This is a genomic window from Paenibacillus sp. FSL R5-0810 (assembly GCF_038002285.1).
Lineage (GTDB): Bacteria > Bacillota > Bacilli > Paenibacillales > Paenibacillaceae > Paenibacillus_AQ > Paenibacillus_AQ lactis.
The window spans coordinates 2,015,973-2,029,844 of the sequence record NZ_JBBOCF010000001.1; the positions used below are offsets into that span (position 1 = coordinate 2,015,973).

Genomic DNA, 13,872 nt, shown 5'->3' on the forward strand with positions numbered 1-13,872 from the left:
TATTCCGGAAAACAGTCGTTGTTCAGTTTCCAAGCTCGAGCAGCGGAAAATATTCATACGTAACCAACCACGTCATCGGAAAGAAGAAAAACACATCGAATTCGTGTACTCGATGTGTTTTTTAATTGGGCTCGAAGCGAAAACCTGCCTTCGCCAAAGAGGATTACCTATTTCATTTTCCATGGAACCTGGTCTTTGATTGATTGTCTCCTATTGATTGTGAAGCGCATTTGCATCACGAAGTAAATAATCCGCAACCTCGGCAGCTATATGTTTTCCTTTCTGTGCATGTACTTCTTGAATGAAACTGCTAGGGTTTTGCTTTTGTAATTTCTTCAGCAAACTGTTGGCGATGCCTTGGTTGTCAATCCACCCCACGTCTGCGAAACGGTGAACTAACTCCTCAAGCGTCTCGTAACTTGTGTTGACTTGAAACTCAATAGACTTTGTTGCGGTATTCCCTGCCAAATCAAAGGCCGTTACCGTAAAGGTATGTGTTCCAAGATCAAGCTTGTACATAGGAATATCACTTAACGTGGTTAGTACATTTCCGTCCAGCATCACTTCTGTTTTCATATTGTCGATTCCGGTCAGGCTGTCGGAGAGATCAAATTTCGGTTGAAAAACACCTGAGTTATATTCCGTTGTGACTACAGGATGGATCGTAATTTCAGGAGCTGTCCAATCGACAGTAACGCTGCTGGTAGCCTTATAGTTCCCATCCTCCGTCGCTGCCGTAATGACTGCTTTCCCTTCCCCTACTGCTGTCACCAATCCGTTATCGTCAACCGTAGCGACCTGGGCTTGATCTGTGCTCCATGAAACCTTTTTATTGCTCGCGTTGTCGGGCTCAATGGTGGCGAGTAGTTTTGTAGTGCGATCAGACAAAGAATTAAAGGTCAACACTGGTCTATCGAGCGAAATTCCTGTGACGGGTACGGATTCAGAGGAATAGTTCACAATAAGCTCATTAAGCGCAATGTTTCCCCATATCCGATTCGCATCGTTAACCTTCAATCGAAGTTTATAGGCGTTAACCGTTGGAAAAGTAACCTTATGCCGTTCTTTGGTGCTGTCGTTCAGCTTCCATTCAATCCTTGCATTGGATAAAGCCGTGTTCCAGTTGCTGCCATCGTAATACTCAACATCGAAACGAGTAATCCCTTGGCCAATGCCGAAGAAGGTAACCAAAGTGACTTCGTTGACGGGCACAGCATTTTCGCCATAGTCTAGCGTGATATAACCTGGAAAGCTCACATCGCCCGTACTCCCCCACGCCGAGTTTAAATTATTGTCGATAATATTGGCAATTGTGCCTGCTCCTGTAGCAAAGGTCGTGCTCACCATGTCCATGGATAAATCCGGATTGTTGTACAGTTCTAGCTCGTTCAGGGCAATACGTCCCGATTGGCGGTTCTCCTCATTTACTTTCAATCTTATTTTAGAAAATCGAGTGAGCGGGAAATCCACGGTTTTGATCTCGTCCGAGCCATCATTCATATCCCAAGTCAGGTGAATATTCGTCCGAGCTGGAATCCATGCAGAACCGTTACTATATTCAAGATCAAAATTCGTGATTCCCATTTCTGCACCGAATCTTGTATTTAACTTCAATTGGTTGGCAGAAATCGTTTGATTGCCAAAATCGAGCGTAATATAGTTTGGGAATGAAGGTGAAGGATCCGTAGACCAAGCCATGTCATAGTAGTTATCGTTGATGTTTTCTATAGGCTGCGAAGTTGAAGTTGCAAAGGTCGTACTTGCAGCTGCCTGTGTAGCTAGATTGTCAACTGGCGTGCTATCGGGCCGTTTCGGAACAATGACGATTGGATCCGGCATATCTCCCGCTGGAGGAACGGTACCGCCATATTCGTGGGCACCAATATCGGGAGCTCCATTGTATAATGGATTGCCGAAATAATCCCGCCCCCCATTATCGTGAATGCGAATGCCTGCGCCGATTAGAGGCGAATTCGGTTGCAATTGGTACCCATCTACGGTTTCCATACCGTTGCCGCCGCTTCCGGGATCCACGAACCGTGGATCGCCAGTTACCGCATGCGCATCGGCCTGAACCAGCGTGTTTCCTCCGTAATAAGCGTTATAGTCAAACGTTTGGCCCGTTAAATCCCATCCTTTATCACCGACACTATAATACACATTGTTATAATTATGAATGTTGCGTGGAGCACCTGAAGCCTTGGTGAAATAATCGCTCATGACCGGATTGCCTGATGATTCTCCTACGTAAACGGTATTGTTGTAGTTGTAGACATGATCAATTGAACCGCTGTACCTGAAGATACTTTTTCTATCGTTTTGACTGATGTTATACCTGACGATCGTATTGATCGTGTAATAGGTATCGTTAACAAAAAGCATAAAGCCGCCGGCGTTATCATGGCTGTAATTATATTGGACGAGCGAATTGATGTTCCCTGCATCCACGTCGAAGCCATGGCCGTCTTCTGCACCGTTAACGCTTGCAAAAGATTCGTTGAATTGAACGAGATTATTGTCCGCATAAGCCCACCAAATCGAAGCATTCGTGGCCAGGTAAGTGGCTTGCTGCACCGTGTTATGCTCGACAATCGCTCCATCGGTAACATTCCAAGCAATCCCGCCCGTGGCGGCTCTAATGACAGTATTGTTGGAGATTTTCACTTGGGTAGACGGTGTCCACGGCCCGTAAGGCTTCGATACCCAAGGCCATAAATCGCCCATCCCATAGCGCAAAATGCAGTTAGAACCTATGAAAATCCCATAGGCATCCACATCCGTTAATGTATTTCCGTCAATAAGAATATCGTTAAACGCACTTGGCGTATTCGACCCGACTGAATCGAAAATAATTCCGCCGGAGCGTGTTGTATAGGAACCATCGACATCATGGATGTTCATATTTTTGATATGAATATGATTCAGTATGCCCGCTTCCTCATTTAAGATATAGACACCTCGTCTTTGTCCCCGCGGATTTTCCCAATCCCGATCAAAAGGCAATGGCGAGCTGTTGGTCACCTCCAAATTGTTGATTTCCCAATATTGCTGGTTTTTCAAAAAGACGGCTTCAAGTTCGGTCGTTACACCGGCGATTAACGGCTTACTGCCGGTTCCGTACATATCAATAATGATTGGCCTTCCGTTCTCGCCGGAACCTTTTGGCCACAGCCTGCCGTTCCAGCTCTCCCCGGCTTTAAACAAAATCTTGTCGCCTGGAGAAAAAGTAGTCGCATTGACCTTATCCAGCGATTTCCATGCAGCGTCTTGGGTTGTGCCGCTATTCTTGTCGTTTCCTCCGGTGCTGTCCACATAATACGTTGTTCCGGCAGCATTCGCTGGTTCAGGCAAAGCGGTGAAGAACGTACAGAACAAGGAGAAAATCGAAACCATGCAAATCACTTTTTTCATATACCTTGGCCTCAAAGCATATCATCCCTTCATTTTTTATTTATGTAAAATCAACTATATAAGTTGAACAAAATGAATGGATCGATGTCAGGGCATGTACGTAAAATGTTCCTGCAATCGCTGTTGGTTCCAGATTTCTTGATTGTATATAAGCGAGTACAGTAGAAATCTGAAACCAAAGGCGACCGTTCCACTTTTTCGGAATCATTTTACTCCCTTGCCTGAGTCGTATTCTTATAATCAACTTATATAGGACGTTACATCTTGAAGTTTTGGTAGGACTCTTCGTTCACAACAACCTGCGCATCTGCAATTCGTGTGCGCACATACTCCTCATATCTGTGATCAATGTAATCTCTTAACACCTGTTCCTTAATCTCATCAAATGACAGGTAATTCGAGTCAGCCTTCTCATTTTCAATACATTGAATTAAATGAAAATGGCCGTTTTCTTCAATAATTCCGCTAACTTCACCTATTTGAAGCTTGTCGGCTGCTTGCGCAACCGGACTCCTAGCGTTATGTCGGTAACTATCCAGATTGTATAATTGCTCCGTAACTTTCCCCTCTTGACCGAGTTCTTTGGCTGCTTGCTCAAATGACGATCCCGATGCAATTTTCCCAAGAACCGCATTCATTCTCTTCTTTTTCTGACGTTTGAGCTCCTCATCGATACCCAGGTTAGCATCAAGAAAAGACAAGGATATTTGCTGCACCTTCACAGTTGCCGGCGCTCTGTACAACTTATCTTTTTTGGTCTCGTAGAACGTTCTCATTTGCTGTTCAGTCGGCTTCCATTCCTGTTCCATCAGGCGGTTTTTGACGGATAAAATGGAATTTCCCATCACATATTCTAAAAAAGCCTCCTCGGTGTATTGGGCAGGTCCGAAAACCACTTGGTTATTTTTGATGGCTTTTCGTCTTCTCTCGTTTTCATGATTGAGATTTTGTATGAAACTGTCATATCTGATCTCAGGAAGCACTCCCTGCTCCTTTGCGATGATTTGCTGAATTTTTAGACTCACGCTATTATCCAGTGCCTTCTTTTTTAACAACTCCAGCGGAATTTCTCCTCCGTAGGAAGTGGTCCAAAATGTGGCCGACTGCTCAGCATCATATTTCTCGTGGAAATAATTGATGATCCCGGATTTATTGGCATGAATGGCTCTTTGATATTCACTTGTATGAATCGGAATACCGTTTACCGTTGCAATAAAATCGTCTTCCTGATCAGCATTTGAAGGTTTCGGCTTCGCGATGATCGCGACACTCAGGAAAACCAGGATTAAAATTCCGGCCGTGAACAGCCATATTAGACTGTTTTTATTAGGTGCCAAAATACTCATAAGCATCCATCACCTTTCACGTACTTGAATCTGGTCCTCGAATAACCACGCTGATGCATCCAAGCACCTCCAAGTTGATTTGTTAAGCGCAAAGTGTTACTTCTGCTTCATGTGGTTTCATTATAGGCGCATAAAGAAAGCGCTATCAATTTCGTGTTTTTTACAATAGTTTCACTTTTTTTACTTATTTGGAGTTTAGGAAGCACTTCGGCCATTATGTATTGCTGATTGAAAGTCGCTCTTTGGGTTTTTGCAAATTTCTCATTGAAACCACAATAACCCCGGAGGTCAACCACTCTGATTAGGAAGTGATTGGCATCCAGGGTTACCTGTGTGTTTATCTGTACCAGAGATATTAGAATAAGCGTATGAGTTTATTTTTTGCTATCTACAGGAATAGTTATCTTTTTATCATAGTTTTTTATATATTTAAATCCATCCAACAACAGTTGTTCCGGCTTGTTCGATGTGATAAATGAGTACGTCTGCTCCCACAGAACGTTACCGTTGTTCAGATCCCATGGACGCGAAGCGGATATGGATGCTACGGGCACAAGGTTCCCCCCCGCTTGTACGGATAAACTGTCCGCTTCCAAAATGATAAATTGCTTTCTGGCAATCACGATGTCATAACCACTGTCGGTTTTTGTTACGCTCCGAATCCATAATTTTTCGCCGCCTATTCGGATGGATTGATCTGATGGAGAGACTAGCGAAATAGGTTCCTCTACTTTTTGATATCCATCGAAATTTTCGAGGACAAGCTCGATGGTTTCTATCTTGTCGGTTGGAAGGACATCGAATTCCAGATCAAAGCCAGGGAATCCCGTGTTGGTGTAATTGCTCGATCTTCCTCCCCAGTACTCCACTTCGGTTCCATTCACCAATAGCTTTGTTTTAGCAAAAAACCATGGGTGTCCCTTATTCTCTAGTTCATAATGCCCTCTCACGATGGTTGAGGTTGGCGAGGCCGTAATGGTGTCATAGTGAATAGTTCCCTGATCGACAGCAACGGATTTTGAAATTTTCTGATTTATAATACTCTTCATTGCTTTATTTGCTTCAAATTTGAAGGAGATCGCAGAAGATGCCTGTTCCCCGTTATCCTGCCATTTACTGAAAGTCGCCGTTAATGTTCTGGAGAATGGACTAACTGGCTCGAATTTATACACTCCTTTGTATTGCGAGCCGTCATGGTTATAATTCCCATACCCCTCTTTCGGATCCGAATCCGTCAAAAATCCGTGTAAATTATCCACGTTGTAATGAGATGAACGATCACCTGGACCAAATTTGGATCCTGCTGGAAAATCAATGGTGTAATACATTAAGAATGCATTATCGTCCGCAATGACACCATTAATAGTAATGACCGAGCCGTCGTCAAACTTTTTGCTTTTATTAACCGTTTGCCCGTAGCCTTGTTCCGCCACTTCTGAAAAGCTGAACGAGATCAACTCGTTTCGATCAAGCAGCTTCGCACCGTAATAAGCGAATGCAGGATATTGATACATTCCAGCAATCAAAATGAGTGCTGCAGCAGCTGATGCAACCCATAGCAGAGCTTTATTCTTTTTTCTCGGTTTAGCGGGAACTTTCTGAAGTGCATTCCGAAGTCTTCCCTCAAGTTCTGATGGAGCTTGTATCCTTTTAAAACTTTGCTTATGCTCTAGTAATTTCTCCTTGATCGTTCTCATAACGATCACCTCCAATCAAGACTTTAAGCTTTTGGATTCCTTGTGACATTCTTGATTTAATCGTGCCAAGGGGTGCACCGGTCATGTCCGCAATTGTCTGATACGGCAAATCGTGAACATAACGAAGCTCGATCACTTCCCGCTGCTTTGGATTCAGACGGGATAAGAGCTCATGCATGTCTATTGCAGACTCTGTATAGCGAAATGGATTATCGTCAGTTAATTCGGCATGTGATGGTTCATGCATTTCTTCCATAGGTAAATACCGCTTCTTTTTGCGAAGCAATGTTTTGCACCGATTGACGAGAATGGTTTTGCTCCAGCTGTAGAAAGCTTCAATATTATGTAGCTGATCGATCTTTTCATAAATGGATACAATCATGTCTTCCATGGCATCCATCGCATCATGCTCGTTTCCCATATATGAATAAGCAAGACGATAATAAGCGTCCTGATCGGCCATGATGAGTTGCAATAAAGCTTCCTTGTTGCCATTTTTGGCTTGTTTGACAAGACGGCTTATTCTCATGTTCCCCCTCCTTCCATAGATAAGAGTTGGCAAAGGCAATAAAAGTTCATTTTGCACAAAAAAACTCCACAACCATGTCACAGGATAGATCTTTCATCCCGAGAGAGGTTGCGGAGAGCGATTATCTGGTAACTGATTCGATGCATAATCGCATTATACGAAAATCCGCCTAAGTCTTCATCGCTAGATATCCCCCACCTGATTCACTTTGGCAACCGACAAGTACACACTGGCCACGCCGATTAGACTCAGCACGCCATATAGCATATCCGTATTTAACGTAATATGAAGCAGTCCGGTGAAGTTAGGGAACTGCGCAAGAAACACGGCGCAAATCACGGTCGGAATCACTGCCCGCTTCCATATTCCGAACAAAAACAGCGGAACAAAGCTGATCAGGGCGACAACGACGGAATGAACAATCGATCTGACCGTAAAGGCCATGAAGTCCTCCAGCGTTGGCTGTCCATGTATCACATCGAATATCTGATCAATCACATAGGTGGTGATCCCGGACAGGACAAAGGATACAAGCGTGCACAGGAAAACCGCCAGGAAGATAAAACACACTTTTGCCATAACCAGCTTCTTTCGGCTGATCGGATATCCAAAAGATAAAGACATCGTTTTATTCTTATATTCTTCGATAAACACATGATTAATCATGGAAGCGCCAAACAGAAGAAGTCCCATTTGAATCGGCAGCATCAGCTCTAACGCATTTGCATAGCTTTTTGAGAAATCCACAAAAGCCATATCAGCAAAGATAACTTTTATAAAGAAGGTTGGTAAAAACATAATAATTACCCAGTAGACAATCACTTCACCAATAACTTTTTTTTGATCTAATTTTCTCCACTCGAGCTCAATCAGTTTAGCCAACCTTACCGCCCCCTTGGATTTGATGATAAAAATAGTCCTCCAGCGTACTCGTATGCTTCTGGATCTCCTCGATTTCAATATCGTTCGATATCAACGTCTTTGAAATGTCGCTTGTGGACCGGTTCATATCATATATGCGGATCCTTGTGTCCTTTACGATTTTGATATTGGAAATTTGAAGATCATGCTCAAGCAAGTAGACCGTTTTCTGTACATTCGAGGTTACCAGTTCGATATAATCGGTACGCAGCTTCTGTATGTCCGCCAGTGCCACTTCATTTACCAGTTTCCCTTGCTGGATCATCCCGATTCGGTCAGCCATCTGCTCAATCTCGCCCAGGATGTGACTGGAAAGAAGAAACGTGATGCCGTATTCCTTGTTTAACATCCGGATCAATTCCCGCATATCTTTGATCCCGATGGGATCCAGCCCATTGGTGGGTTCATCCAGGACAATCAGCTCTGGCTTCGTAATCATAGCGCGGACGATCCCGAGCCGCTGCTTCATGCCCAGCGAGAAATCCTTCACTTTCTTGTCATCAATCCCGTGTAAATTGACCATATCCAGCGCTTGGGAGATTGCCTTTCGATCATAAAAGCCCAGATATTCGCAGTGGATCCGCAGGTTCTCCATCGCCGTTAAATGCTCGAAAAAAATCGGATACTCGATGATGCTTCCTACTCGCTTTAACCCGTCCTTTGCTGATTCCGTAAGCTTCTTGCCAAATAGCATAATCTCTCCGGATGTAGGGATGATGAGCCCGGTGAGCATTTTCATAATCGTCGTTTTACCGGCACCGTTCGGTCCGAGTAAACCGTAGGTTTCTCCTTTTTTTACCGTGAGATTAACGTTCGAGGTAATCGTTTTGCCTTTTACCGTTTTGGTGAGCTCATGGGTTCGAATGACTTCATTCATGCGAGCTTGATCCTCCCGTCTATAATCGTTCTTTGGATTACTTCTATCCTAAAGCAGAGAATGGATGATTTTTCTTACTCATTCCTTACAAGTTTCTTAAGTGAGGCTGAAATCAAATGTTGCATTCTGTAGTTCGTAAAAAAGAGGCGTTCAGACCGAACACCTCTCTTGGGAAGGACTAATATGACACTTGTTTAAAAACGCACGTAAACATCGTTTTCTCAAACGGTGTACTCGTTAACTGAATCGAACCCTTCATGGCCTCCGTTAAACGTTTCGAGATGCTTAAACCCAGCCCGCTTCCCTGGAATTGCGGATTTCGGGCATCATCTAGTGTGTAGAGTCTTTCAAACACGCGGTCCTGGTGGACTTCCGTGATCCCTTTTCCGCGATCCCACACATCGACAGCAACCGAATCTCCATCTTCCCGAAGAGTTAAACCAAACACGCCTCCGTCACTCCCATACCGGATCGAATTGGATATTAAATTGCTCAATATTCGATGCAGCGCTTGCTCATTGCCAAGTATGTAAAGGGGACGCTCCGGAATATCAAGCTCCACCCGAAGACCTTGGGATATCAACAGCTCATAAAACTCAAGCACGCTTTGGCGGCAAATCTCATTGAGGGAAATTTTGCTGAGCGGGATTTCATAGTCTTCCGATTCGATTTTTACAAGATCAAAAAATTGGTTAAGCAATGCAACCAGACTGTTCACCTTGTCGTTGAGCCGCTGGATCATCTGCTTCCGTTCTTCTTCGGTGATCGATTCGTCATGGTTTAGCTTCTCGGCATACCCCAGAATAACCGTCAGGGGCGTCTTCAAATCATGGGACATGTTGGATATCATTTTCTTCAGGCTATCCTTGGTTCTGGCGTAATCCGCAATCACTCTTTGGTTGTAATCCAGAAGGCGGTTCATTTGGATGAGCAAATGTTGAACCGCTGGCTGGTCGGTTTGGAGCAGCACCTTCTCGGCGGTTTGGTGTTCGATGATGTCCGCCATTTTGTTCGATATTTCCTGGATGTGCCGATTCCAATTTCTTCGGGAAACATACTGCCAAATATTCATCAGGAGCAGAACAGCAATCAATGCGCTTAGAAAGATAATCATGGTTACACACCCAATTTATATCCGATTCCCCAAACAGTGCGAATAAATTGCGGGTTTGACGGATCGTCCTCGATTTTTTCACGAAGCCTGCGGATATGAACGTTAATCACATTTTCATTCCCGTAATAATCATCTTGCCAGACAAATTGATAGATTTGCTCTTTCGTGAACACCCTGCTCTGATTTGTTAAGAACAATTTCAAAATATGAAATTCCTTGAGGGTGAGTGTTATGTTCTGACCTCGGACCTGTGCTGTAAACGTACTTAAATCAAGGATGAGGTCCCTAAAATGAATCCGATCCTCTATTGGCTGACTTTCGGTCCGTATATATTGGGTTGCCCTGCGAATGGCAGCCTGCACTCTGGCGGTCAGCTCGATCATGGAGAACGGCTTGCTTAGATAATCATCTGCGCCAAATCCAAGTCCAAGCGCCTTATCGAGGTCGCTTCCCTTTGCGGAAATAATCACCACGGGAACGACGCTTTTTTCCCGGATCCGCTTTAGAACGTCCATGCCATTAACTTTAGGGAGCATTAAATCCAGCAAGACCAGGTCAAACTCTTCCTTGTCAATACAGGATTCCGCTTCCTCTCCGTCCATTGCAATAAGCACTTCATAGCTTTCCTGTTTTAAATGGCTTTCAATCAGCTGGCTGATTTCCCTATCGTCTTCGATAAGCAGAATTCGCTTCGGCATGTTACTCCCCCCAGGCACCTCTATACATCAATCGATCTTTGGGAACCCGCCGTAAAGCCCGGATTCGCTGCTCCCTCATCATTTAGCAAAAGCCATCCTGAAGGGATGGCCTTTAAATCCTGAAATATAAATTGAAATCAAATAACGATGTAAATAGCTAAGTCTTTCCAAATGATATCAAAATGGAAAAAGTAAGTCTAGATTAGTTATGTTTATTCCATGAATTCGTTATTTCAGGGCTGCATAAGATCTCGCAATTTGGTGCAATGTAGTCATGCAGAGATTATAAAGATACAACTTGGAGGGAACCTAATGGCTACAAGCAGACAGCATCAAGAAGCGCATGGAATCGGACAAATCGAAGACCAGTTAAATGATCAAATGGAAGCAGCTGAAGAAATCCAAGGACAATCGAAGCTGGACCGAGAAATCGATAAAGCCGCTCGCCGTGATTCGGATCCATTGAAAGACGTTTCGAAGTAAACAGAGTCAGTCTGCAAATCCAACCCTATTCATTGAAATAAAAAATCCCGTCATGAAGTTCTTGATGGGATTTTTTTAGAGCTAAATTTCGAGATAAAAGTACAAATCCCGACTTCACGTGGGGGATGTACTTCCTATGAGCAATCTTTTAGATCTTAAGGCATCTATCAAAAAAAATTCAACCGTATTTGCTACAGAAGGTCAATAATATTTGAGGCTTCAACCTTCTTAACGCTTCCGGCAGACACAAACCATAAGCGGACTATCGGCTTGGAATACACTTTTATCAAAATTTCCGTACATCTCTTCAAGCTTAAATCCGTTATAATATAATAAACTTTCAAGTTCTTGTGGATAAAAGTAACGAAGTGCAAAATTTTCTTCGGTTACCGTGACATCAGTCCCGGCCTTCCATCTCCGATTTGTAAACTTATAAAATTCCAACTGTTTTCTATGATCATACTTGCGAAGGTACGTACTGCTGCATTGAAATCCTTCCTTATCCTCCCATGAACCTGAATCCCTTTCCGAATCATCGTCCACTGCTAAGCGCGAAAGAATGGGGTTGCGCGTTTCGAATGCAAATACGCCGTTTTCATCCAGATGTCTATGAATGCTTCTAAGCAAACCATCCACCGATTCTCTATCAAGAAAATGCTGGAATGAGTTACCGGTTGTGAAAATAAACCGGTACGTTCTACCCAATTCAAATTGTCTTGCATCAGCGTGGACCCAATTTATTGAGACATTTAGTTCGGCTGCCTTTCGTTTTGCAGCTTCTAACATTTCATCCGTAATATCTATCCCTGTCGTATCATGGCCTTGTTGAGCCAAAGGGATTGTCAGCCTCCCTGTCCCGCATGCAACATCCAATACAGGGCCGCCGTAAAGATTGCCTAGGTCCAAGAAAAACTTGCCTTCCATGGTCTCATCCAAATCATTCAGCGCATCATAAGCTTCCGCGTCGCGATAGCCTTCTAAATTATCGAATGGTAACAAAGAGCCGCTCTCCTTCCCCGATGGTTCAGCTGATCAAGGATTGATTCCATGACCCCATCCCCCCTCTCGGATTGCTTTACTAATTTTATTGCATACACATAGAATAGGCGGTTTCCTTGAGGGTTTAAAGGAATAGAATGTATTTAATGGTTCTATCCACCCAGACCTGCATAGACAAATTGGGGAAGATCTAGTCCACTCGGGTTAACGCCGACAGAAGGCATGTGTTACCTTATCTCTTTAAGAATATATGCCGATATCGTTCGCGACCTCGATTACGGTGTTGTGCGATATCCTCATTTCCAGTCCCTGTCATAAAGTGTCTAAACGATCATTTTTACATGGCTTCTCTTTGTTTATCTCAGCGATGCTGGTACTTTTACACCGAGGAGCTTGCCCTCCGCCTGGATAATGATCATACCGTTTGTCATTAGGGTGGATTCGTGTAAATCCGCACCCGTCTTTACTCTAAAAACCGGCTTAGCCGTCAACAAATTGATGCCAAGTAAAGTACCATTACGTTGAGCCCGATATATTCCTTTCCCATACACGTCAATCTGGGCAGCTGGTGCATCGCTGTTCCATCCAATCACTCTGCCATTCACAAGTTTGGAACCGGCCAATCCGCCGGTATTTCTGTTCTGGAAAATCAGCCGTTCCTGCAAGAGCCCGATCAGCTCCCATTCTTCCCCATAGGGACGTTGAAACGTCCGTAGAGGAGCTAAGCCTGTTTTATAGGTATCAAAATGGTATTCGGCCACTTTATCGCCTTGATCGACATATAACTTCCCTCCGGTCATAAACGAGCTACCTCCACCATACTGATATGGCGGTTCTCCCGACAGTTTCCAGTTATATTCGCGAGTACCCTTCTTTTCACCGGTTTTCAGGTTAAACACATTGACGATCAATTTGCGGTCCGGCAGCGACTGATAATCAAACAACAGTGGCGAGTAATAATCAACCGAATAGACAAGACCGTCTTTGATTTGAAGCGCTGCTCCCTGACCGAAATCCTCCCATAGCTTCTTCCCCGTCTTCTTGTCATAAGCATTCAGTTGGATGGACGTGAGCGCGCCTTGGACAAGGAAAGTCCGAAGGACGACGCCATCCGCCTCATGTAAGTAATCTGTTCCGTTACCTTCTCCCGCCGGCTCGTTCATTTTCCAATGCAGCTTACCCGTTGCCTTATCCAATGCAAAGGTCATGCTCCCTTTGATCGCATACAGCGTGTCGGATGTCGGCACCAATGCCTCTGTTCCGTAACGTGCATCAATCAAGATGGATGTCTTCGACTGCCACTTCAATTTTCCAGTTTTCGCATTTACGGCGTAGGGCCTTTGATCTGCAGTTAGACCATAAATAACGCCATGATCATATACAAGATAAGGTTTCAGGTCTTTGCCGTAGCTCCAAAGCCTTTTACCTGTCTTCGCATCGATTGCAATCAGCCTGCTCCCGGCAAATGTGAACACCTTGCCCTCTTTGGCAACGGCATGGCGTCCTGAATAGGCCTCGTCCATTTTGAGATAGTTGTCCACCTGAGCCGTCCAGGAAGGTTTCAGCTCGGGAACAGTGAGCACGGAAGAAGGATGCCAATTACGGATCGAAATATCAGCACTTTCTGCGTTCGCCTGCGAAGGTAGTATGGACATTGCGCCATGGATTGTAAGGGCTCCAGCGGCAATAACCGCGATTAGTCGCCGGAGCCGTTGAGGGCTTTTTTTGTTCGTTAATCGGTTGTTCTTCATTTTACGCATACGTGTCCTCCCATAGGTAACAGTTTCTTGTCACTAG

The 13,872-nt window shown here is 44.3% G+C and carries 11 protein-coding genes; 1 reads left to right on the forward strand and 10 read right to left on the reverse strand.

The features are described 5' to 3' along the window. Window positions 1-210: 210 nt before the first annotated feature. The 8 genes from MKX76_RS09090 to MKX76_RS09125 all read right to left on the reverse strand — a co-directional run bounded on the left by MKX76_RS09090 (window position 211) and on the right by MKX76_RS09125 (window position 10,593). Entirely contained in the window at window positions 211-3,411 is a 3,201-nt protein-coding gene (locus MKX76_RS09090) for a discoidin domain-containing protein (RefSeq protein WP_341033515.1), read from the reverse strand. A 257-nt stretch (window positions 3,412-3,668) separates the two neighbouring features. After that, window positions 3,669-4,757, reverse strand: coding sequence for a peptidylprolyl isomerase (locus MKX76_RS09095; RefSeq protein WP_341033516.1), 1,089 nt, complete (start codon window positions 4,755-4,757; stop codon window positions 3,669-3,671). Between the two features lie 374 nt (window positions 4,758-5,131). After that, a complete protein-coding gene (locus tag MKX76_RS09100) occupies window positions 5,132-6,454 on the reverse strand; it encodes a DUF4179 domain-containing protein (RefSeq protein WP_341033517.1) in 1,323 nt (440 codons plus the stop codon). Next, window positions 6,420-6,983 carry an RNA polymerase sigma factor gene (locus MKX76_RS09105; protein WP_007131924.1) on the reverse strand — a complete coding sequence of 188 codons (564 nt, stop codon included), beginning with the start codon at window positions 6,981-6,983 and terminating at the stop codon, window positions 6,420-6,422. The genes MKX76_RS09100 and MKX76_RS09105 overlap by 35 nt, the downstream gene beginning before the upstream one ends. Window positions 6,984-7,166: 183 nt before the next feature. Then, complete coding sequence (locus MKX76_RS09110; protein ID WP_007131923.1) at window positions 7,167-7,865, reverse strand: ABC transporter permease; 699 nt, start codon at window positions 7,863-7,865, stop codon at window positions 7,167-7,169. Then, window positions 7,858-8,781: an ABC transporter ATP-binding protein gene (locus tag MKX76_RS09115; RefSeq protein WP_007131922.1), complete on the reverse strand. Its 924-nt coding sequence runs from the start codon at window positions 8,779-8,781 to the stop codon at window positions 7,858-7,860. Before MKX76_RS09115 ends, MKX76_RS09110 begins: the two co-directional genes overlap by 8 nt. Window positions 8,782-8,959: 178 nt before the next feature. Then, window positions 8,960-9,895, reverse strand: a complete 936-nt coding sequence (locus tag MKX76_RS09120; RefSeq protein WP_007131921.1) for a sensor histidine kinase — start codon at window positions 9,893-9,895, stop codon at window positions 8,960-8,962. Between the two features lie 2 nt (window positions 9,896-9,897). Then, window positions 9,898-10,593, reverse strand: a complete 696-nt coding sequence (locus MKX76_RS09125; protein ID WP_341033518.1) for a response regulator transcription factor — start codon at window positions 10,591-10,593, stop codon at window positions 9,898-9,900. A 312-nt stretch (window positions 10,594-10,905) separates the two neighbouring features. Between MKX76_RS09125 and MKX76_RS09130 the strand changes: the two genes are divergently transcribed. Beyond that, window positions 10,906-11,076 (forward strand): hypothetical protein, encoded by a 171-nt coding sequence (locus MKX76_RS09130; protein ID WP_007131919.1) that lies wholly within the window; start codon window positions 10,906-10,908, stop codon window positions 11,074-11,076. Window positions 11,077-11,304: 228 nt separating this feature from the next. Here the strand turns inward: MKX76_RS09130 and MKX76_RS09135 are convergent, their stop codons facing one another. Then, the gene (locus MKX76_RS09135) at window positions 11,305-12,075 is read right to left on the reverse strand and encodes a class I SAM-dependent methyltransferase (RefSeq protein WP_341033519.1); all 771 of its coding nucleotides are present in this window, start codon (window positions 12,073-12,075) and stop codon (window positions 11,305-11,307) included. 356 nt (window positions 12,076-12,431) lie between these two features. Next, window positions 12,432-13,835 (reverse strand): outer membrane protein assembly factor BamB family protein, encoded by a 1,404-nt coding sequence (locus MKX76_RS09140; protein ID WP_210094946.1) that lies wholly within the window; start codon window positions 13,833-13,835, stop codon window positions 12,432-12,434. Window positions 13,836-13,872: the final 37 nt, after the last annotated feature.